The sequence below is a fragment of the Adonisia turfae CCMR0081 genome (assembly GCF_011009555.1).
In the GTDB taxonomy this organism is placed as follows: Bacteria; Cyanobacteriota; Cyanobacteriia; order Phormidesmidales; family Phormidesmidaceae; genus Leptothoe; species Leptothoe turfae.
Window position 1 is genome coordinate 523,955 of sequence record NZ_QXHD01000003.1, and the last position, 21,013, is coordinate 544,967.

Consider the following 21,013-nt stretch of genomic DNA (forward strand, 5'->3'; position numbering starts at 1 on the left):
AGAGAGTTCTAAAATAAATTTAGATAGAGCCAATATATGGCGTTATCTATTTTAAGAAAGGGTCTAGGATATGGCAAGCAAGGATGAGTGCCATGAAGATTCTAGTCAAACCACTCTATTCACAAGTGAATGCAGGTTTTGGTGCCTGTCCCCTAGGTTGCCAGCAATCATGCCGAGTAACTGACAAATCGTCTGATTTTCAACCGATGGATGATTGCACCTGTCCCCTATCGAGTCATCAGGCAGAAACGGCTGCTGCCGTTTTTGATGGTGAAGCTGACATTATTTTTAATACGAGTGTGACGGGTGATGGTAAATCATTGGCCGCAACTCTGCCCATTTTGCTTGATTCGCAATATCGCATGGTGGGGTTATACCCAACCAATGAGCTAGTTGAAGATCAGCTACGAGGGCAGCAAGATTATCACCAAAAATTTGGACTGAATGCTCAAAAACGAATTGATTTGCTTTACGGCCAGGAGTTAGCTCGTCGGGTAAAGGCCAATGACAGAAATCGTTTTCGAGAATTAGAACTAGCGATTCAACATAAACCCGTTTTATTAACGAATCCAGACCTGTTTCATCTGATGCTGCATTTTCGGTATCGCAATGCCGCTTATGACAATGCGGAACTCCCCATGTTGATGGCCACATTTCCTGATTATTGGGTCTTTGATGAGTTTCATATCTTTGGTCCTCACCAGGAAGCCGCTGTGCTCAACAGTCTCTGTTTTATACGGGCATCTGCCCAGGGAAAGCGTAAGTTTCTGTTTACATCGGCAACCCCAAAGACGACATTTATTAAGCAATTAGAAGCCTCTGGGTTTAAGGTGAAGTCTATTTCTGGGCAGTACGCTAGCGAAGCTAGGACAGGGTATCGACCGATACTACAGCCTGTAGAGCTGGAGTTTGTAAAACTAAAACCAAAGCAAGGAATCTTAGATTGGCTACAGGATAATGTAGGGCTACTCCAAAATTTACTGCTTGCTGAAGCCAACGGTCGTGGTCTGCTGATTTTGAACTCTGTGGCCCAGGCAGGGAGGGTTGTTCGTCTATTGAAAACGTTGCTACCTGATAATTTTGAAATTACTGAAATCAGTGGACGGATTGATCGTCAAGAACGGCGCAAGACGCAGGAAAAATTAAAAGATTCTCCACATCCTGTTCTTGTTGTGGGTACATCTGCTGTGGATGTGGGTGTTGATTTTAAGATTCACCTGCTGATTTTTGAGAGTAACAATTCGGCAACTGTGATTCAACGGCTGGGACGTTTGGGGCGTCATCAAGGATTTCACAAGTACCATGCGTTTTGTTTATTACCTGGTCATGCACCCTGGATTTATTCGCGTCTTGAAAAGTCTTTAAATGAGGGTCAGGTCGTTGAGCGACAAATGCTTAATGATGCGATTCGCTCTGTCTTTGAAGAACCGAAGGAGTTTGAGCAATATCGTCAACAGTGGGGTGCATTACAGGCTCAAGGAATGCTCTGGCAGATTAAACAGGTGAGTGAGTCTGCCAAGGTGATGGAACCGATTTGCGATCGCATCCTCTCTGCCCTCATCCCAGTCTATAGCGAAGCCAAGTTAGAGGGTGCCCGCAAATGTTGGCATGCCATGGGCAATGACTCTATTGGCAAAGCTACCCAGGAAGAGCTTTTGAGATTTCGAGGTGGCACAACGTTACAAGCCGCTGTATGGGATGACCATCGCTTTTACACTTATGATTTGCTCAGGCTGTTGCCCTATACGCATGTAGAAATCATTGAAGAGTCTGACTTTTTGGCTGCTGCTGAAAAAGCTGGATATGGAGAAGAGTTTTTCAGCTATGCCAAGGTCTACATTAAAGTTCAACAATGGCTAGATGAACGTTTAAATATTCGTTTAAGTTGCCGTTATGACGGTAGTCAGCTAACATGCTGCGATCTAATTCAGATTAAAGGTCTGCGGATAGAAAATCACCCACAAATTGAAGTTGTTCGTGCTCTTAGTCAAAGAAAAGTTTTAGCCTTCCTAATACGCCTTAAAGAAGATCAACGTCACTGGGATGTTGGGAAAATATTATATCTCAGCCCTCTATTTGGACTGCATCACTTAACAGATGCTTCTGAGCAGTCTTATGCCTGTGCATTTAATCAAGATGCACTCCTTCTAAAAGCCTTTGAAAAAAACTGTCGTCTGAAAAAAATTTGCCAGCAGGCAGATTCTTTTTTCTTCTAATTTACTCACTTACACCCTTTCTAATTATTACTATGGCGACTCTACTACAAATGCTACTGATTAGCACTTTATCCTCTGATACAGATCCAACCCTTCGGCAGTTCATTGACACAGTTCTCCCTTCAATGGAGCAAGAGTTTAGTTCCATTACTGCTTTAGGTGGTTCCTATGAGGTTCATCTTTCGCGCTTAAAGCATAAAGAGACAGCGAAGAGATGGTCAGAAAAAGCTGATCAAAGCTTACTAGTACACGTTCTAAATGGATTACTAACTGCCTGGAACCTAATTCCATTTCTGGATGATAATCCATTAAATGATGACGAAAAACGGTTACTATGTCTGGGATTAACCTTGCATGACTATAATAAATACTGCCAGGGAGAAGAAAAAGACTCTCCAAAAGCCTACGAAGTAGACAGTATTTTGGCGCTTTGTCAGGAAATGGGGAAAAGACTCAATTTTGGAAGTTTCTGGCCTGAATGGAAAAGCTATTTATCAGAAATTGGATTTTTAGCTCAAAATACTCAACGTAAACATGGCTCGAATTTAGTCCTAGCAAACTGGCCAAATTTTAAGTTACGTCGTCATCGCTTGCTCAATCCATTACGACTGCTACTCACTTTTGGTGATGTGGCAGTTCATATGACTAATCCAGCTGAAGTTATCACAACAACTCGTGGTGATCGATTGCAAGATTGTTTAGATGACCTCTGTATACCTCGGAAACTTGTTTATCATCGTCTGCGAGATGTGACCGGCATTTTAAGCAATGGTATACATAATGCTGTTTTAGCATTTACCAAACAGGAAAAGTGGCAGCCAATCTTATATTTTGCTCAGGGAGCTGTATACTTAGCACCCCAAGGAACAAAAGTTCCAGAATCTGAAAAACTGAAAAGTGTTTTATGGAATGCCATTGAAAAAATACTTTCTGGTGCTATGTTAGGGGGAAATATTGGCTTCAAACGTGATGGTAAGGGTGTAAAGGTTTCCCCTCAAACATTAGAGCTATTTTCCCCTGAGCAGCTTATTCGAGGATTACCAGAGGTAATTACAGCCAAAGTCAGAAATGATAAGGCCCCAGCAACACCAAAACGACTTGCTAGTCTGGAGCTAAGTGAATCTGAGCTAGAACGCTTAGCAGCAGGATCTGACATACGGAGCGACCAGTTAGCAGAGCTCATTGGTCTTGTTCAAAAGGAATTTTTTAGTAAAACGCCTGAATTTACACCATGGGTTCTAGAGCAGCTAAAAATTCAGGATGAAATAACGACTGAACAAACCCAGGTACAAAAAGGTGGTGTTAACTATGGTTGGTACCGAGCTGCCGCTGAATATGTTCTAAAACATCAAACATTGGACACAGAGCAGTTTGCTGAAATGTTGGGCCAATTTTCTACCGCGCTTGCTGACTGGGCGATAGAGAAACAACTATTACCAGAAACTGTTAATTCGACTAAAGATGCTTTTCTCAGTTACCTCGATCAGTATCTTGAAATATCTGGTTGGGATAGTATAGGAGGTTCATTTCAGCAAGAACTAGAGCGCTATACCATTGCTAAAACCAAAGCTTCCAAACAGCCCATTTGCTCTCTAAGTTCAGGTGAGTTTATCTCAGAAGATCAGATGGACTCTGTCGTTCTCTTTAAGCCTCAGCAATACAGTAATAAGAATCCGTTAGGTGGTGGCCAAATCAAACGAGGCATTTCCAAAATATGGTCCCTTGAAATGCTATTACGGCAGTCAAAATGGGCTGTACCTCCTGGAAAAATGGAAGATCAAAACCCCATTTTCTTATACATGTACCCTGCGTATGTTTATTCTCCCCAAGTTGCTCAAGCGGTGAGAGTATTTGCCAAAGATCTTAGACAGATTAACTTTTGGGAATTACACAAATTTTGGATTAATCACAACTTAGACATACATGCCTTACATCAGTTTCCTTGGCTATCAGAACCTGATCCAGAAGAATGGAAACTAAAGAATACACAGATATATGGCAGCACAGGACCTAAACAAGACTTACCCTTCTTGGGTATTAGTTACACCACAACACGAGGTAAAACCCATACCGATGCTTGGGCAGAGCCTGCCTTTCTCTCCCTTGTAATTGCCAAGTTCTTAGGGATTAAAGTGGTAGCCACAGCTAGCCAAACACCTTTATATCGAAGTGACAGCGATTTTAGAGAATCTATCAAATTAGATGGCCTTGCTAACTTCTGGAGTGTTCTCAACTTACCTGATGCTATTCACCTAGAGGAACATCACCAGGGACGTATTCAACGCATCGAAGATTTTATGCAGCGTCTACTGATCGCCTACAGTGTTCACTTAGAAAACCAGGCTGATAAACCAGATCCACGCTGGCGCGCCTTGCCAGACACCGTGCGACAGCTAATGAGTAATGTCCTGAATCTCTTTAGCCTGGCAGAGTCAGGCTGTCGTAAACGAAAACGTGATCCTACTCCAGACGACGCCCAACGTTATTGGAAATATGCTCAACTTTGGTCTCAAGGAGATGCCATCATGGAAGAACAGATATCTCTCGTTAAGCGCCTAGCTCAGGAATATCGACAGTTTTATAAAGTCCGTAGCACCGCATCAAGTCATGCAATTTTGCTGCCTCTGACAAAAGCTCTTGACACTATTTTGTCTGTACCGCCAGATCTTCCTGAAGAAGACTTGATTTTAGAAGGGGCTGGCCAGCTCAAAGATGCGCTTGAGCGTCAGGAAGTTTATACCAGACCTCTCTTGCTAGATAAGTCCAAAGATATTGCTCTACGCAAAGCACTGGAACTGCAAGCCATTCAACAATTTATGACTACCTGTGTCGAGCAGCTGTTTAAGGAACAGTACCAAAAGGATATTGCCTTACTTCAGGAAAATCGAAACAGAATCAAGTCTGGTGTTGAGTTCGCCTATCTGATGCTGAATTTAGAAGACGTACAGCAAGAAGCGGAATCAGAAACAGAAACTGAATCAGCAGCCTAATTTTGTCCAAAGAAGCCCACCAAAATTCATCAAAGGAACTTTGTGTTATGTCTATTCTCGAAACGTTAAAGCCTGAATTGCATAGTGCCTTTCCCCGTCTTGCCTCTGGTAAATACATTCACTTTTTGATGCTACGTCATAGTCAGTCATTTCCAGTGTTTCAAACGGATGGTGTACTAAATACAGCAAGGACACAGGCTGGTGCTAAAACTAAAGAGACAATTAGTCGCTTAGTCATGTTCAAACGGAAACAGACGACACCGGAACGACTAGCTGGAAGAGAACTGCTAAGGGCATTGGACCTGACCAGTGCAGACGAAACTGATAAAGCCAAATATTGTGAATACAATGGCGAAAAATCTTGTAAACATTGTCCAGACTGTATTATTTACGGCTTTGCCATTGGTGATAGTGGCTCTGAACGATCTAAGGTTTATTCGGATTCTGCTTTTTCGTTAAGCCCCTACGAAATCTCTCACAAAAGTTTTACCTTTAATGCACCGTTTGAAGGTGGAACCATGAGTGAAAAGGGTGAGATGCGGAGTTCTATTAATGAGCTGGACCATATTTTGCCTGAAGTCACCTTTCCAACGGTTGAAACTCTGAAGGATTCGACTTTAGAGGGCTTTATATATGTATTGGGTAATTTACTGCGCACCCGACGGTATGGGGCTCAAGAGACTCGAACTGGAACGGTCAAAAATCATATTGTTGGCATTGTCTTTACTGATGGTGAAATATTCAGTAACTTACATTTTACTCAAGCTCTATACGATGCCAGTAAGTCAGATCTATCAGCACCGATTGACACACTCTGCCAACGTGCAACTGGACTAATTGAGCCACTATTAGAGAATGAACCTGTGCGTAAAAATCAAGTTATTCTTGGTGATGAGTTAACCCAGTTACTTGGAGAGGTTTCTGCCATTTATCAGGATGAAACTCAACTTAGCGAGAAGCTTCAGACCCTATATGAGCAAACCACTGCCTATGCCACGACCTATGGCGCAATGGCCAAAGGCAAAAAGAAGAAATAGGGAGTCAAAGACATGCATATTTATCAATGCAATCTCACACTCCATGACAATGTTTTTTTTGCCACCCGTGAAATGGGGACACTCTATGAAACTGAGAAGTACTTACATAATTGGGCATTAACCTATGCTTTTTTCTCAGAAACTCATATTCCCCGTCCTTATCGAATGCAGGGTAAGACAGCCCAACAACCAGGCTATCTTGATCCAGACCATGAGCAAAATCTATTGCAATTGAATGGTTCAGGGCTGTATCTCTTTCCTGCAAAACCATTGCGGTGGAGCTATCAAGTGAATACGTTTAAGGCGGCTCAGGTTGCCTATTATGGCCAGTCTAAACAGTTTGGTGCCAAAGGAGCCAAGCGTAACTATCCAATCAATTTTGGTCGTGCCAAAGAGCTAGCGGTGGGGAGTACCTACCGCACATATTTAATCTCACCTCAAGCGCTAGAGATAAAGACTCTACCGCAATGGATTCGATTAGGAAAATGGGCCGGGAAAATCCATGTGCAATATTTTCCTCTGGCTGATATCGAGCGAAAACAAGGAACCTTCATCTGTACTCATCCTTTGAACCCTATGGATTTACCACCACAGACCCAGCTAAAGCTCTATGACCGCATTGTGATGCCACCTGTGAGCCTCGTGAGTCAGGCCCAGCTAGAAGGAGCCTACTGGCAATTGCCTAACGGGAAAAATTTACCGGCTGATTTAGCCTATGGAGTTGGATATGCTGCCACAGCTTAGTGAATCAGATAATTTGCATGCGATCGCAATACAACTAGTCGCATCAAAACAAGGTGCCTTACCCAGAAACCTAAACCGTGCCACCCATGCTCAGATTATGACCTGGCTAAGTAATGCGGATCCTGAGTTGGGTAGTCAAGTGCATAACATCCAGGGAGCCCCCCTGAGTATTTCAGGGCTGATTGGGCATCGCCGTAAAAAAAACTTTGTCAAGGCGGGTGATGAATTCACCTTAAGAGCAGGCATTTTGCATGGAGACCTGATTTCACCCCTACTAAAGGGACTAGAAAATCATGGACTAGGGAAAGTTGTCATGGTAGATTTCCCGTTTTCCATCAAGGCAATATATGCCATGCCAGGAAGTCATCCTCATGTCGGCTCTTCCCAGTATTCACTTTTAGCGAAAGCCCCCAGTCTTGGTCAGGACATTACCCTTGAATTTCTCTCTCCCACCAGCTTCAAACAAGACCAACACATTCAACCCTTTCCTTTAGCCCATAGCGTCTTCGGTAGCCTCCTCAAACGCTGGAACACCTTTGCCCCAGAAGCCTTAGCCTTTCCCAAAATCCAATGGAATGGTTGGGTTGCTGCCTACGACCTTAAAACCAAAGCCATTCGAATGGAAGGAGGTCCCCAAATCGGCTCAGTTGGCTGGGTTAAATATAACTTTCCCGATCCAGAGCAAGCTCGGATTGCCAATATATTGGCCCACTTTGCCTATTTTGCAGGCGTAGGCCGTAAAACCGCCATGGGTATGGGCCAAACCCGTCTTAAACAACGATAATGAAACCAGATCAAGCCCACAGCAAGTCAAGGAGTACAGCATGACTCAGGTGCTTAAGCCCGATCAGTCTTATACCTTTAGCAAAATCTTTGAGCTGAAGATACCGGCTGATGAACTGGCCCAGGAGCTAGGCTATACCTTGAGCCGCAAACGGCTGGACCTACCTCGCTTTCCAGGTGGACTAGACCGGATTCAGGAACTGTGCGATCGCATCGAAGAAATCCTACCCTACGTAAACCTGGCCAGCGAAACCTCAAGACGAGAAGTTCTATATAAACTTTAGTCGCAGCCCTTTCACCCTAACCATGAATGAACATTATCTTCCCCTCGCATACCTGAATGCGTGGGAATATTGTCCTCGTCGTTTTTATCTTGAATACGAACTTGGCGAAATGCAAGACAATGCCCATCTTGTTATGGGTCGTCACCTCCATCGTAACATTGATGAAGAGACTATTCACCAAGAAGGCGATACGCGCATTTACCAACAACAATGGGTCTGGAGCGATCGTCTGATGGTCTCCGGCAAAATCGATGCCGTCGAAGAAACCCATGGTCAGCTTGTTCCCCTCGAATATAAAAAAGGTCGTATGGGCCAACACCTTAGCGATCACTTTCAGCTCTGTGCCGCTGCCCTATGCATCGAAGAACGCACAGGTCGAACGATTGACTATGGCGAGATTTTTTACCATGCTAATCGTCGACGCGAGCATGTAGCTTTTACCGATGCGTTAAGACAGGCAACAGAGGGTGCGATCGCGAATGCTCAAGCAGCCGTTACTCAATCGATTCCTGCCCCCATCGATCATCGCAAAAAATGTCAAGCATGCAGCCTTCAGGAAATTTGTCTTCCGATGGAGACCAAATCTCTCCAAGCTAGTGTCCACCGCTAATTTTTACCATGTCTTCTCTTTATATTACTCAACCGGACGCTGTTCTTAGCAAAAAGTACGAAGCTTTCAATGTTGTTCTCAAACAAGAGGATGGCTCGTGGAAAAAACAATCGATTCCTGCTCAGACTGTAGAGCAGGTAGTGTTAATGGGCAATCCCCAGGTAACGGGCGATGCTTTAATGTATGCCTTAGAGCTAGGCATGCCAGTGCACTATCTATCGACTTTTGGTAAGTATTTGGGGGCTGCATTGCCTGGCCACTCACGGAATGGTCAGCTACGGCTTGCTCAGTATGGAATGTATCGCGATACTGAGCAACGGTTACTCTTGGTGAAGGCAATGATTACTGCCAAAATCCATAACCAGTATGCGGTGCTTTATCGCCATGGCCAAAAAGATAATCCACTAAAACAACGCAAGGACATGGTTGCTCAACAGAAAACCTTGGATAAAGTACGTGGGATAGAAGGGTTGGCGGCTCGCGAATATTTTGCAAATTGGGCAAACATGTTAGACAAGTCCTGGCAATTTACAGGACGCAATCGTAGACCGCCTACTGATCCGGTCAATGCGTTGTTGAGTTTTGCCTATGCGCTTTTACGCAGTCAAGTTACGGCGGCGGTCCATATTGCTGGCCTTGATCCTTATATTGGTTATCTTCATGAGGTTCATCATGGCCAGCCTGCTATGGTGCTAGACCTGATGGAAGAACTTCGTCCGTTGATCGCTGACAACTTGGTTCTAGCAGCCATTAACAATCGTGCGATTCAACAAAAAGATTTTACTGAGAGTTTGGGGGCTTATCGGTTGTCAGATAATGGTCGCAAGTCGTTTTTGCAGGCTTTTGATCGTAAAATGAATGATGAGTTTAAACATCCTGTTTTTGGTTATCGGTGTAGCTATCGACGGGCAATTATTTTACAGGCAAGATTGTTGGCTAAATATCTGCAAGAGGGAATTGAGTATAAGGGTTTGATGTTGCGATAATGACGACGCTCTTTTACCTAATTATTTACGACCTACCTGATTCTAAAGCTGCTAATAAACGCCGTAATCGGTTGCATAAGCTCTTATCTGGCTATGGTACCTGGACTCAGTACAGTGTGTTTGAGTGTTTTCTGACAGTTATGCAGTTTGCTAAGTTACAGACTCAAGTAGAGACGTTGATCAAGCCAGATGAGGATTCTGTTAGAGTCTATGTCTTGGATTCGGGAGCCGTTAAGCGGACGATTACCTATGGGTCTGAGCAACCGCGTCAGGAGACGGCTATTATTCTGTGATGCTAATTTTTCTAAATGGCTAATGCCTGATTTCTGATTTGTTTGGCAAACTGAAGTGAGGGCAAAATCCCTTGGGGCTTGCCAAATGGCTAGAACCTTGATAATTGAATAGTTTTAGGTTTCTTAGATGGATGGGTTGCGATCGCAATCAGATCAATCTACTGCTTGGTTTTGACCTTTGCCAAAATTACAGGTAGAAGCCTTATCTGGTAAGCGTTTGGGCCTACGGACTCGCCAAACACTAATCCCGACAACCGGGACTGAAACACAGCACACATCATGAGTAGATAACTAGAGAAACCTCGCCAAACACTAATCCCGACAACCGGGACTGAAACTTCCTGAGCTGATAAGTACTTCAAAAGGGCTTTAACCTCGCCAAACACTAATCCCGACAACCGGGACTGAAACAAGCGCTTCGAGTTGGTCTTGAACGTCTTTCAGGGACTCGCCAAACACTAATCCCGACAACCGGGACTGAAACCCCTGCTCCTGGGGCTGCCCCTGCCAATTTTCCGGGGGCTCGCCAAACACTAATCCCGACAACCGGGACTGAAACACTTTTCCCGTGGCTATCATCACTCAGCCCATCGCAACTCGCCAAACACTAATCCCGACAACCGGGACTGAAACGCTATAAACCACTTGCCTTTGCTCTTGTAAGCCCACCTCGCCAAACACTAATCCCGACAACCGGGACTGAAACACATCGCCTAGAAACATTATCGATACAGGTGAGCCTCGCCAAACACTAATCCCGACAACCGGGACTGAAACAGACAATTGCCCCAGATGAAATCCGGCGTTGATAGCTCGCCAAACACTAATCCCGACAACCGGGACTGAAACTTCCGCAACGTTGAGGCTGCCAAAAAACGGGCCTCAACTCGCCAAACACTAATCCCGACAACCGGGACTGAAACGCCCCAGCGAGACGGCAGGGGGACTACTTCTATTTCCTCGCCAAACACTAATCCCGACAACCGGGACTGAAACAGCAATCCATACCCAGCTGTAGGCGGTGTAGCGGCTGCTCGCCAAACACTAATCCCGACAACCGGGACTGAAACACCTGCGACAAAATCTATATAGTAAGGGTTACGTTGCTCGCCAAACACTAATCCCGACAACCGGGACTGAAACTCTCCCCTAACCTTGTCTCTACTCTTAAATCCTCACACTCGCCAAACACTAATCCCGACAACCGGGACTGAAACCGATTGATGGTTCCACGCTGGATGTCACAGCCGCAGCTCGCCAAACACTAATCCCGACAACCGGGACTGAAACTTAGGAATTAGCCATGGGGAATAGTAAGTATTCCCCTCGCCAAACACTAATCCCGACAACCGGGACTGAAACCAAGGACGAGGAACGACAAAAATGAGAATTGAAAGCTCGCCAAACACTAATCCCGACAACCGGGACTGAAACATCACCACATTTATTTCTATTCTACCAAAGTAATACTCGCCAAACACTAATCCCGACAACCGGGACTGAAACAGCAGTTGACATTCTAGAGGTTTCATGCAGACATCCTCGCCAAACACTAATCCCGACAACCGGGACTGAAACAGGCGGTCGCCTTCGTTGATGGAAGCGATAGAGAAACTCGCCAAACACTAATCCCGACAACCGGGACTGAAACACTTCAGTGGACATATCATCAATAGGCGTAGTCTGAGCTCGCCAAACACTAATCCCGACAACCGGGACTGAAACATGGCTCGTTTTTTGTTTAGTCGATTGTAATTTGGCTCGCCAAACACTAATCCCGACAACCGGGACTGAAACATTCTAGTTATTCCGAATAGTCGTCAAGTTCAGCTCTCGCCAAACACTAATCCCGACAACCGGGACTGAAACTCTATTCCCCAGTACCCATAACCACAGTAATTGGGCTCGCCAAACACTAATCCCGACAACCGGGACTGAAACACCTTTCGGCCTGACGCTTTCTTGGGTCCTGAGTGAGCTCGCCAAACACTAATCCCGACAACCGGGACTGAAACGGCTGAATGTACTTGTGAATTATGGAACTGATGAAACTCGCCAAACACTAATCCCGACAACCGGGACTGAAACCCTGCTTCTAATCCAAAACAGTTTCCAGCGATAGGCTCGCCAAACACTAATCCCGACAACCGGGACTGAAACGAATCCTATAGAAAGAAGTCTCTGCCCAAAACCAAGGACTCGCCAAACACTAATCCCGACAACCGGGACTGAAGCCTGCATAGCACACCTGCCCTCTGGGAGCGAGTAAGCCCTGGAGTCTTTTGGTAGGGCGTGAAGCACAGGCAGACAAAAAAAGCCCAGCACTGGGCTGGGCGTTAGTACTATCTGCGCATAAGTGAGCGGCATGATCGTACTATAGGACATAGACTGCCAATTGGGTAGTCTACGTTACGCAGCTAGAGTCACGGCAAAACAGCTCTAGCTGCTGCAACGCACCTGTTCCCTGGGGGTGAATAGTCGCTCTCAGGGTTTTGTTTAACAGCGCTTGCTCGCCAAACACTAATCCCGACAACTACTTTATCGATAATAAGGCTACTATAGGCGAAACCCTATGGGGTGATCAGGTTTGGTATACCCGATTCATTACTCTAACCTCTACGCTCGAATGATGGTAATTGACCGCTGCCCATTTGACCGTATAGTTTCTGTGGCTAAACGTTCTGCCATGGGGAGTGCCTGAGTACGACGGTCAAAGATCACTAGCCAACCGTGGTCTTGATCTAAGCGGGTCAAATAGTGATCTAACTGTTCCAAACCTTGCTCTAGAGGATCAGCCTTTTTGTCTCGCCATACTTTTAGCTCAATACCCAGGATGACATCGCCATAACATAGGCAAAGATCCATGAGATCGCTACCAATGGCTTATTCGCGATCCAATGTGCCCCCACTGTTTACCACCCGGTGTAAAAATGCCATCAGCACCAGATGGGGAGCAATTTCGTGATACGCCGCACTATTGAGCAATGGTTCACCATGCTGTCGCCAAAAAGCTAAAAATGCATCTAGCAGCGCTTTAGTATCCAGCTGGCCTGCTGCCGTCAGCCAGGTGGGTGCAATCATTGGCAAACTATTTCGTCGATAAAAAGGACTAGCGGCCTTGGAATCGCCTGACTCCAAGCTGTTAAAGCAGCTTCAATGCGTTGCCCCGTTGATGATTCTGGCCAGGATGGCGGCTGACAATCTTTGGGTAAGTGCATGTGGGCATTGCCGCGCTAACTGTTTAGCATGGCTAGCTCGGTCACTCCTGGATCGTCTGAAAAGGGAGCCCCTAGTTCTGCGGAGACGACCAGGGCGGCATACTGCCCTGAGTCGGTTAGTTTTTTAGCCAGGGCAAGCATAGCGGTGGTTTTACCCACTTGCCGGGGGGCATGGAGGACGAAATAGTTGCGCTGAGCGATGAGGCGTTCTAGATTTGGCAGACGGCTACTGGATGTCACGGTGTAGTGAATCTCGGTATCACAGGGACCTGTTGTGTTAAACCAGCGAACCATAGGGTGTTTAGCGAAAAGCTTTTAATAGTCTACTAACGGGGCAAATACTTCACCAGTGCCCGCATAGATTCGCCGGATTGGGGCTGAATGGGGCGGTCGGTGGGTAAAAACTGAGTCCATTCGCTACGCTTTAGCGCATGCCCCTTGGGCTATAGGGGTCGGCAAAGTGGTGATGGTGAAGGCTGTGGATGATGGTGTTGACGGCGGCCTGGGAACCGATGATAAGGATTTTGACGGGCTCGCGATCAGGTTTGGGAACTGAGTAGAGCTGGAGGACTGACTCAGGAGAAATAGCAGGATCAGACAAGGCTAAAAAGCTTCGGAGTTGCATAGTCGACACATATACCTAATGGTTCACGCTTTTAATTTAGTTGTCCACTAGGCATACGTCAACTAATAGGTATACTTTTGTGGTGCATGATCCTCTGACACGATGTGTGTCATGGGAAAAGCTGGACGTGTTTTAAAGCAGGTTTTAGAAACCTACGACATTAGTCAATACAGCCTCGCTGCCACATTGGGTATCGAGCGTACAAATGTGTATCGTTGGGTACATGAGATGCGTGATCCTACCTCTGAGACGTTGGTGGATATTGTTAAAGCGCTACGAACACTTAACTCAGAGGCCGCTGAAACATTTGTTCAGAAGTATTTAGGTGATGTAGCTCAAGGTCTAGATTGAAAACCCTTGAATTTACTTAGGATAATGAGAATAAAAAGTTACTCAAGTAATGGAGCCACGCAGAGAGGATTATCAAAAACTTGAGCCTATTTTGGTAAGTATCCAGAAGTTGAAATGCGATATGTATGACGATGCTATTGTGCCAGTGGCTTTAGCTAACAAATTAGTATCTCTATCTAACAGACCGAGCAAAGTTTTACTTGAAAAATTTGCCTCACAAAAAACATCTGGAAGTTAATAGAAAAGCTTGTTTTACCAAGAAGCAATTTGAATACCATCAATATGCTCAAAATGCTTATCTCGAGTTACCAGAGTCCATTGATTTTCCAACGATTGAGCACCAATCCAAACATCATTCTCGGGAATGGGTTTACCCTTTCGCTTGAGGCTCAGCCGTACCTGTGAGTAACAAAGCGCTGTCTCACGGGACATAGGAACCACAGTACACGCTTCGATAAACTGTAAATACCGAGCTAGATTTTTAAGTGGCCTACCAGAGTTCTCAGCTCCAAACAACAACTCGCCAACAACAGGCAACGGTAAAAGAACATTGGATAGCTGACTCACTTTTTCAACAACAGCCTCGTTACCGTTAAGCAGCTGAATCGCTACTGAAGTATCCAAGGCGATTTCACCACGCATTTAAATCAACCTGTTCAAATTCCTGAGTGATAACCTCTTGAATATCTTTAGCCTCAGCATCATCCAAAATGCCTACAAACTGCATCCATGGTTTATCGTTTGCAGCCTGAGTTTGCTTTGGCCTTAAAAGAATCAAAAAGTCCAGCACAGCCTTTAAAAGCGTTTCAGGTAGCTGCTCCAACTCTCGCAAAATTAACTCTTTGGTGGTCATCACACTACTCCAAACCTACTTAAGGGCTTGCCCAAATTATACCCAAATCAAAATCAAACCACCTTGTTACGATTTTGACCGCTATTCAACAATCTCAAAACTCATCCTATAGGTCTGACTTAAATTGCACGTATCGTGATCCACAATATTTGTATCACTTAGTTCTAGGTTATAGAAATTAATCACATCTGTCTCAAACAAAGGTCCTGCATGCCAGGTGCCCACTTCAAGTTTAATAAAACAATCTCCAGGAATCTTAAACGCTCGAATTTGCTCCGGGTCTGGTGCACTGCCCTCACAGGCAGGAGCCACTGCCATCAGCCACTCTTTTCCCTCCAGCGAACCCAAACACTGCGTACAGGCCAAATGCCGCGTAATCTGATCAAACCGCCTACCTTTACGCTCTAGCTGCATGATGTAAAAACGCGGAATACCCCCGTCCAGTTTTAGTTGGGCCTCCTCAGAGTCATAGGATTTACCATCCCACTGGGGGCGTAGCACCTGCCCAAAGGGCCGAAACAATTCAGCAGTCAAAGGTTGAGCCGTCAGCTGTTGCAAAGTAGTTTCCATGGCGATGTTAGGGGGAGCAATCCCTATATTTTGCTGACTATTTCAAGTTGCAACAAGTCAGTTTGACGGTACGTAATCTTCCACTAACGCTTATATATTCAAAGATCGGTCAGGGGCCATAATCCCGCACCAGATTCAAAACCTAGCGCTAATTGATGGCTGTCCACTCAAGGGACAACGTCGATTGTGCCGTTTGCGATCGCACCCAAACCTTACAACACATCAAAAATGCGGCAAGGTACGTCAGAACTTATGCGATTCTGGGGAATGCACTTTTGATATGCTCTCCCAACCCCATGGATAATAAAGCAATGCTAATGATTCCGGGACCCACACCGGTGCCCGAAAAGGTCCTCCAAGCGATGGGCAAACACCCCATCGGCCACCGCAGCGGTGACTTTAGCAAAATCATCGGCGAAATCAACGAAGGTCTTCAGTGGTTATTCCAAACCAAGAATGAAGTATTAACCCTATGCGCCAGCGGGACCGGCGTTGTCGAAGCAGGCATTATCAACTTCCTCAGCGCTGGCGATAAGGTCCTCGTCGGCAGCAACGGTAAGTTCGGCGATCGCTGGGCCCAGATTTCTAAAGCCTTTGGCCTGGATGTACAAGTCATTCAAGAAGACTGGGGTGTCCCCCTAAAGCCGGAGGATTTTGGCGCAGCCCTGACCGCCGATACTGACAAGGCGATTAAGGCCGTCATCGTCACCCACAGCGAAACGTCCAGCGGTGTGCTCAACCCCGTAGAAGCTATCAACGAGCACGTCAAAGCCCATGGTGAAGCCATCATCATTGTCGATGCTGTGACCAGTCTGGCGTCCTACGATCTGAAGGTGGATGAGCTGGGTCTAGATGTGGTTGCTTCCGGTTCTCAGAAAGGCTTTATGCTCCCCCCTGGCATGGGTTTTGTCTCCGTCAGTGAAAAAGCCTGGGCTGCCTATGGGAATGCTACGCTGCCTAAGTTCTATATGGACCTGGGTAAGTACCGGAAATCCTTTGCCAAAAACAGCACGCCCTTTACCCCACCGGTTAACCTGTACTTTGGCCTCCAGGCCGCTCTGGAAATGATGAAGGCAGAAGGACTGGAAAATATCTTTGCTCGCCACGAACGTCAGAAGCAGGCTTGCCGCGCCGCAATGAAGGCTCTGGGGCTGCCACTGCTGGCTCCCGATGATTACAGTAGCCCCGCAGTCACTTCCGTCATCCCTGGTGACGTTGTGAATTCTGAGGATATTCGGTCCACTATGCGCAAGCAGTTTGACATTGCTCTAGCAGGCGGTCAGGACCATCTGAAGGGCAAGATCTTCAGAATTGGACACTTGGGGTTTGTGTGCGATCGCGACATCCTCACCACCATCGCGTCCCTAGAAACGACGCTACAAATCCTCGGGTATGAAGGCTTTGCCCCCGGCAGCGGCGTATCGGCGGCAAGCCAGGTATTGCGGTAGAGCAATGGTCTCGGCAAAATGCTAATGCTTTCAGTTGTCCAGGCTCCCTAAATCCCCCTTTCTTGAATGCCCCTTGGGCTATACGTTGGGGGGCTTTGAGTTCCCTAACGATGATAAATCCTAAGGAAATTGAGTTTCTGAAGCCCCCATTATTGGGGGGTGGGGGCCTCCAACCAAGTTTGCCTTTTGACAAAACCTCTAAGCCTATTCCCCCGCCAAAAACGTGATCTCAACTTGATCACCTTCTTTTAACCCCAACTCCGCTGCCCGACCCAGGCGTAGCTCAATGACATTGTCCACCAGCAGATTGCCTGGACCATAGGTAGGGCAAGGGTCTGCCCCACAGGGCGGGGCCTCGAAAATGCCCTGCACTTCGCCTCGATATAAAAACACCATATCCAGCCCCACGGGCACATTTTTCATCCAGAACCGGGCAGGTCGTGGTCGACTAAAGGGAAATAACATCCCTCGGTTATCGGGTAGAGCCTCGCGAAACATCAGACCTAGCTGTTGCTGGCGCGGGGTTGCAGCCACCTCTAAGTCAAAGGTTTCACCGACAATGGTCGCTTGAGCGGTAATGGGAAGCACTTGGCCAGGTCCAGTGAGTACGATGGAATCAGAGGCAGCGTCTGTCACAGAAGTGCCAGAGGAAGCTGTAGGTTCTGTGCTACTACAGGCCAGCAGCAGACAACATAGAGCGGGTAACAGAAAATATTGCTGCTTATGCCAATCGGCCACGCTTGTCTTCCTCTAATGAACATCACAATTTTTGTGGGCTACGTTGTTGCTGTGTCCCTTCGGCTCCCGGTTACCTCAGGGCACCCACAAGAGTATGCCCCTACCAGATTTGTCCACCCTACGTTTCACGTAATACGTATCCAACGCCGCGAACGGTTTGGATTAAGCGCTTTTCGCCTTCTCCATCGATTTTTAAGCGCAAATAGCGAATATACACTTCAATCACGTTGGATTCACCCATGAAGTTGTAGCCCCACACGTTTTCTAGGATCTGTTCGCGGGTCAAGACTTCGCGGGGGTGCTCCATTAAATATTTGAGCAGCTCAAATTCTTTCATGGTCAGGTCAATAACCCGGCTGCTGCGCATGGCCTGACGGTTGGTGATGTTGAGGGTAAGCTCACCAAACACTAACTGTTCAACACCGTACTCACTGGGCTGTAAATACGCGCTGACCAAGGCTAGAAATTCATCGCTGCGGTAGGGTTTGAGAAAATAATCGTCGGCCCCAGACTCAATACAGGCCACCCGGTCGTCCAGGTTGTCACGAGCCATCAATAGCAGCATGGGGGTACGATCACCTTGCGATCGCAACTGCTGACACAGGTCTAATCCCGACTCGCCCGCCAACATCCGATTGACCACAATCAGCGCCGGGTGACGAGTTTGAACTTCCTTAATGCCTGAATCTATCGTGGTCGCTACCAACGGAATGTAACCGGACTCACGCAGATCGTTACTGACATCCTGGGCCAATTCTTCATTGGCCTCCACTAGTAAAACACAGGGGGCCGCATCAGATGCACCCATAGGATCAACCTCCCGCTTTGTATACGCGCATCGCAAACTGTAACTTTAAATTCGCGGATTATTACTACGCAAATACTAGCGCGTGCTCATCCAAACACCATAAGTTAAAAAATGTATACAAAAGAGCGACCCTGTAAAGGGCGTCAGTATCCCCCCTAAGCAACGCACCGCCATCGAGACATGTTATGCAAACTCAGGGTCGGATGAACTGTATTCTCAAGAACCTGGATAAAATGTCCGCAGAAGAATATACAACAATACGAGAGAATGCTCACCCATGGTATCAACAGCAAATCTCTTAGTAACACTTCATAGTTCCTAGACATTACATCTAGTTACTTTAGGCAACCATAAAGAATGCTCAGAATAACGGACATGAGGGTTTACAGGAGATCGTTTTCTCCTATTATTATTAACAAGCGTAAAAAGCTCAGTAAGCCATCTGAGCTCGGACTCAGAGTGTACTACCAACAAGCAGCTCTTATGAGCAGGACACAAACCATTTAGGGTGCATCTCTTTTACTCCTTGCTCTCGCTTATAGAACACAAGTTTGTTGCTAGCTAAACACAGTATCGTTTAACTAGGCCCAGAGTTGTTAACTAACTGAGCCCAGAATTAAGCTTACATGGCATTTTTACGCTAGGTGTCTATTAAACATTTTGAGCAGACCAGGCGGCAATTGCCAATTCTAGCGCCTCAACAACAACTGTATTCATAGACTGTTCTTTATCACACGCTAGTTGCTTGATTGCCTTCTTCACCCGAGGGGGTACATAAATTGTCATTTGTTCAGTTGGCATGGTTCGTTCTGGCTATGACTTATAAATTGAGTTTAGGACACTCAATTAGGCAACAGTACGGGCAAATGGCCGATATTAGTCGTCACAAAGGCGCAACTAGTCCTGTTATCAAAAAAATGTTCAGATCGCGAGCTTAGCTTTCAATAACGCATACAATACCCGTGAGAGATCTCGACGCTGAACAATGCGCCGATCCCTTGGCGTACCGACAAAGGCGGCTTCATGGTGCTTAGGCATTGCTTTTTTGACTAAGAAGCCCAGCTGCTGACGAGTCATGGCCTGGTCTGGAGCAAACCGCCCCCGCCCCACACCCGCCACCATATTTTGGGCCTTAAGGGTTTCAATATTGCTATAGGCCCAGTGCTGGCCAGGTTGTACATCTCTGAAAGATGGCTGAGCTGGAGTATTTTTTTCTAGCCCTAAGAGACTAACTAAGGCTGTACAAACAACCGCACGGCTAACGCTGGCATAGGGGCGAAAATGCAGGTTTTTCTCATTCTCGCTATTGACGATTCCCGCCGCTGCCATTACCTGAATGGCTTCAAAATCTTGGTCCGTATGGGCTACATCATCAAACCATACAATGGGAATACCATTGCGGGTCAAAAAGCCCTGTAGCTTGCGTAATAAGGACTCATTCCGAACAATCTCACGGGGTTGTTTTCCAGTCCACACACTAAAGGCTGCCAAAAAGCCACCAGCCTCACCAATTGCCCATTCCACCGGGTGCATCCGATAGGCGGCATTGGTAATGTGGGTGGTGCCAATACTTTTAGCTGATAAAACTAAGCCATCTGTATTGATAGGAACCAGTGCCCCCGCTGGTAAAGTGAAGGGTAAGGCAATGACATCTTTCCCGGTAGGGCTCACATGACCATCCACCAGATTGCCATGGAGGTCTAAGTAGTGATATTGACCAATGCCCAGCGTATCGTTAAAAGTACGGGCACGTGCCTGATTCGGAAAAAAGCTAGCAGCCACGTCTTCATGGCGAATGGTGGTCATAGCAATGCCTCGACGGGCCTCTCGAATGTAGGGTTCCAGGGCAATGCCATCCTTGGTCCAGGTGAGATCTCCTCGGGGTTTGAGATCAGGTGAGCCATTGGTTTGCAAGTAGTGAATATAGGCCTGCGCTCGGGTACGTGCCCGGGCAATCTGTTGTTGTCGCTCTGAGCGATCAAGCCCCACCAGGTAGCCAGTGCGATAGTCGTTACCACAGCACTGACCCCGCTCCGGGTGGCTCGATGTTCCCCAATTAATCACGGCCACATCGCCAGGGGAGATTGTTTTTTTGTACAGAGAACGTCGTAACAAGCGACGATAGCGAAAAATACCAAACGCATTAAAGAAATCGCGTTTTTTCCAAACTGTGTTTTTGCGGACCCAAAAGTCTCCAGTAAATTCTTGTAGGTTGAGCCATGGTACCCGTCCGTATTCTGTTGGCATACCAATGGGCACCCCTTTTCCAGGCTGCGTACGTTCCACTAACACATCAAAGGTAAATGACTGTTGGCACTGGGGTCGGGCGTCCTCTGGCAAAATTGCTTCGTCTGTTTCGCTGCGGGCCTCTTGTCCCACCCGTGAGGGTACATCGCCCACCTCTAGCAGATCGCCTAAATCAGTGGCTTCTACCACGACCTTGGCATACACCGTAAACC

At 46.6% G+C, this 21,013-nt stretch carries 19 protein-coding genes, 1 pseudogene and 1 CRISPR repeat array; of the genes and pseudogenes, 11 read left to right on the top strand and 9 right to left on the bottom strand.

Going from position 1 to position 21,013, the window contains the following annotated elements; genetic code table 11:
• The first annotated feature begins 92 nt into the window (after positions 1 to 92).
• The 9 genes from cas3 to cas2 are packed head-to-tail and all read left to right on the top strand — an operon-like array spanning position 93 to position 9,943.
• Positions 93 to 2,216, top strand: coding sequence for a type I-D CRISPR-associated helicase Cas3' (cas3, locus tag DXZ20_RS02945; RefSeq protein WP_163696310.1), 2,124 nt, complete (start codon positions 93 to 95; stop codon positions 2,214 to 2,216).
• A 32-nt stretch (positions 2,217 to 2,248) separates the two neighbouring features.
• Complete coding sequence (gene cas10d, locus DXZ20_RS02950) at positions 2,249 to 5,206, top strand: type I-D CRISPR-associated protein Cas10d/Csc3 (protein ID WP_163696311.1); 2,958 nt, start codon at positions 2,249 to 2,251, stop codon at positions 5,204 to 5,206.
• Positions 5,207 to 5,253: 47 nt separating this feature from the next.
• A complete protein-coding gene (cas7d, locus tag DXZ20_RS02955; protein WP_163696313.1) occupies positions 5,254 to 6,243 on the top strand; it encodes a type I-D CRISPR-associated protein Cas7/Csc2 in 990 nt (329 codons plus the stop codon).
• Positions 6,244 to 6,255: 12 nt separating this feature from the next.
• Positions 6,256 to 6,987 (top strand): type I-D CRISPR-associated protein Cas5/Csc1, encoded by a 732-nt coding sequence (gene cas5d, locus DXZ20_RS02960; protein WP_163696315.1) that lies wholly within the window; start codon positions 6,256 to 6,258, stop codon positions 6,985 to 6,987.
• A complete protein-coding gene (gene cas6, locus DXZ20_RS02965; RefSeq protein WP_250565576.1) occupies positions 6,971 to 7,771 on the top strand; it encodes a CRISPR system precrRNA processing endoribonuclease RAMP protein Cas6 in 801 nt (266 codons plus the stop codon). The genes cas5d and cas6 overlap by 17 nt, the downstream gene beginning before the upstream one ends.
• 40 nt (positions 7,772 to 7,811) lie before the next feature.
• A complete protein-coding gene (locus DXZ20_RS02970) occupies positions 7,812 to 8,054 on the top strand; it encodes a hypothetical protein (RefSeq protein WP_163696319.1) in 243 nt (80 codons plus the stop codon).
• Positions 8,055 to 8,076: 22 nt separating this feature from the next.
• Positions 8,077 to 8,664, top strand: coding sequence for a CRISPR-associated protein Cas4 (gene cas4, locus DXZ20_RS02975; protein WP_163696320.1), 588 nt, complete (start codon positions 8,077 to 8,079; stop codon positions 8,662 to 8,664).
• Positions 8,665 to 8,672: 8 nt separating this feature from the next.
• Positions 8,673 to 9,650 carry a type I-D CRISPR-associated endonuclease Cas1d gene (gene cas1d / locus DXZ20_RS02980; protein WP_163696323.1) on the top strand — a complete coding sequence of 326 codons (978 nt, stop codon included), beginning with the start codon at positions 8,673 to 8,675 and terminating at the stop codon, positions 9,648 to 9,650.
• A complete protein-coding gene (gene cas2, locus DXZ20_RS02985; protein ID WP_163671356.1) occupies positions 9,650 to 9,943 on the top strand; it encodes a CRISPR-associated endonuclease Cas2 in 294 nt (97 codons plus the stop codon). Before cas1d ends, cas2 begins: the two co-directional genes overlap by 1 nt.
• 230 nt (positions 9,944 to 10,173) lie before the next feature.
• Positions 10,174 to 12,178: a CRISPR direct-repeat array (repeat unit 37 nt; unit sequence CTCGCCAAACACTAATCCCGACAACCGGGACTGAAAC).
• 381 nt (positions 12,179 to 12,559) lie between these two features.
• On the opposite strand, the pseudogene DXZ20_RS02990 reads toward cas2, so the two are convergent.
• Positions 12,560 to 13,455: pseudogene (locus tag DXZ20_RS02990) on the bottom strand (hypothetical protein).
• Positions 13,456 to 13,585: 130 nt separating this feature from the next.
• Positions 13,586 to 13,786: a hypothetical protein gene (locus tag DXZ20_RS02995; RefSeq protein WP_163696325.1), complete on the bottom strand. Its 201-nt coding sequence runs from the start codon at positions 13,784 to 13,786 to the stop codon at positions 13,586 to 13,588.
• A 111-nt stretch (positions 13,787 to 13,897) separates the two neighbouring features.
• Here DXZ20_RS02995 and DXZ20_RS03000 point away from each other — a divergent pair, with 111 nt between their 5' ends.
• Entirely contained in the window at positions 13,898 to 14,137 is a 240-nt protein-coding gene (locus DXZ20_RS03000) for a helix-turn-helix domain-containing protein (RefSeq protein ID WP_163696326.1), read from the top strand.
• A gap of 252 nt (positions 14,138 to 14,389) precedes the next feature.
• Here DXZ20_RS03000 and DXZ20_RS03005 read toward each other — a convergent pair whose 3' ends face one another.
• From DXZ20_RS03005 to DXZ20_RS03015, 3 genes are all read right to left on the bottom strand, one after another.
• Positions 14,390 to 14,779, bottom strand: a complete 390-nt coding sequence (locus DXZ20_RS03005; protein ID WP_163696328.1) for a type II toxin-antitoxin system VapC family toxin — start codon at positions 14,777 to 14,779, stop codon at positions 14,390 to 14,392.
• A complete protein-coding gene (locus DXZ20_RS03010; protein WP_163696329.1) occupies positions 14,769 to 14,990 on the bottom strand; it encodes a hypothetical protein in 222 nt (73 codons plus the stop codon). Before DXZ20_RS03010 ends, DXZ20_RS03005 begins: the two co-directional genes overlap by 11 nt.
• Positions 14,991 to 15,071: 81 nt before the next feature.
• A complete protein-coding gene (locus tag DXZ20_RS03015) occupies positions 15,072 to 15,560 on the bottom strand; it encodes an ureidoglycolate lyase (protein WP_163696331.1) in 489 nt (162 codons plus the stop codon).
• A gap of 296 nt (positions 15,561 to 15,856) precedes the next feature.
• Between DXZ20_RS03015 and DXZ20_RS03020 the strand changes: the two genes are divergently transcribed.
• Positions 15,857 to 17,008 carry a pyridoxal-phosphate-dependent aminotransferase family protein gene (locus tag DXZ20_RS03020; RefSeq protein WP_163671352.1) on the top strand — a complete coding sequence of 384 codons (1,152 nt, stop codon included), beginning with the start codon at positions 15,857 to 15,859 and terminating at the stop codon, positions 17,006 to 17,008.
• Between the two features lie 204 nt (positions 17,009 to 17,212).
• Here DXZ20_RS03020 and DXZ20_RS03025 read toward each other — a convergent pair whose 3' ends face one another.
• The 4 genes from DXZ20_RS03025 to DXZ20_RS03040 all read right to left on the bottom strand — a co-directional run.
• Positions 17,213 to 17,746: a DUF192 domain-containing protein gene (locus DXZ20_RS03025; protein WP_163671351.1), complete on the bottom strand. Its 534-nt coding sequence runs from the start codon at positions 17,744 to 17,746 to the stop codon at positions 17,213 to 17,215.
• A gap of 118 nt (positions 17,747 to 17,864) precedes the next feature.
• Complete coding sequence (gene nblR / locus DXZ20_RS03030) at positions 17,865 to 18,554, bottom strand: response regulator transcription factor NblR (RefSeq protein WP_006518405.1); 690 nt, start codon at positions 18,552 to 18,554, stop codon at positions 17,865 to 17,867.
• A gap of 651 nt (positions 18,555 to 19,205) precedes the next feature.
• The gene (locus DXZ20_RS03035) at positions 19,206 to 19,355 is read right to left on the bottom strand and encodes a hypothetical protein (RefSeq protein ID WP_006518404.1); all 150 of its coding nucleotides are present in this window, start codon (positions 19,353 to 19,355) and stop codon (positions 19,206 to 19,208) included.
• Between the two features lie 120 nt (positions 19,356 to 19,475).
• A partial coding sequence (locus tag DXZ20_RS03040; protein WP_163696592.1) for an FAD-dependent oxidoreductase occupies positions 19,476 to 21,013 on the bottom strand: 1,538 nt, incomplete at its 5' end.

Coding starts and splice junctions, on each gene's coding strand:
- DXZ20_RS03005 (WP_163696328.1), bottom strand. CDS start 14,779: ATGCGTGGTGAAATCGCCTTGGATACTTCAGTAGCGATTCAGCTGCTT.
- DXZ20_RS03010 (WP_163696329.1), bottom strand. CDS start 14,990: ATGACCACCAAAGAGTTAATTTTGCGAGAGTTGGAGCAGCTACCTGAA.
- nblR (WP_006518405.1), bottom strand. CDS start 18,554: ATGGGTGCATCTGATGCGGCCCCCTGTGTTTTACTAGTGGAGGCCAAT.
- cas10d (WP_163696311.1), top strand. CDS start 2,249: ATGGCGACTCTACTACAAATGCTACTGATTAGCACTTTATCCTCTGAT.
- DXZ20_RS03015 (WP_163696331.1), bottom strand. CDS start 15,560: ATGGAAACTACTTTGCAACAGCTGACGGCTCAACCTTTGACTGCTGAA.
- DXZ20_RS03035 (WP_006518404.1), bottom strand. CDS start 19,355: ATGCCAACTGAACAAATGACAATTTATGTACCCCCTCGGGTGAAGAAG.
- cas7d (WP_163696313.1), top strand. CDS start 5,254: ATGTCTATTCTCGAAACGTTAAAGCCTGAATTGCATAGTGCCTTTCCC.
- cas4 (WP_163696320.1), top strand. CDS start 8,077: ATGAATGAACATTATCTTCCCCTCGCATACCTGAATGCGTGGGAATAT.
- DXZ20_RS02970 (WP_163696319.1), top strand. CDS start 7,812: ATGACTCAGGTGCTTAAGCCCGATCAGTCTTATACCTTTAGCAAAATC.
- cas3 (WP_163696310.1), top strand. CDS start 93: ATGAAGATTCTAGTCAAACCACTCTATTCACAAGTGAATGCAGGTTTT.
- DXZ20_RS03000 (WP_163696326.1), top strand. CDS start 13,898: ATGGGAAAAGCTGGACGTGTTTTAAAGCAGGTTTTAGAAACCTACGAC.
- cas1d (WP_163696323.1), top strand. CDS start 8,673: ATGTCTTCTCTTTATATTACTCAACCGGACGCTGTTCTTAGCAAAAAG.
- DXZ20_RS02995 (WP_163696325.1), bottom strand. CDS start 13,786: ATGCAACTCCGAAGCTTTTTAGCCTTGTCTGATCCTGCTATTTCTCCT.
- cas2 (WP_163671356.1), top strand. CDS start 9,650: ATGACGACGCTCTTTTACCTAATTATTTACGACCTACCTGATTCTAAA.
- cas6 (WP_250565576.1), top strand. CDS start 6,971: ATGCTGCCACAGCTTAGTGAATCAGATAATTTGCATGCGATCGCAATA.
- DXZ20_RS03020 (WP_163671352.1), top strand. CDS start 15,857: ATGGATAATAAAGCAATGCTAATGATTCCGGGACCCACACCGGTGCCC.
- cas5d (WP_163696315.1), top strand. CDS start 6,256: ATGCATATTTATCAATGCAATCTCACACTCCATGACAATGTTTTTTTT.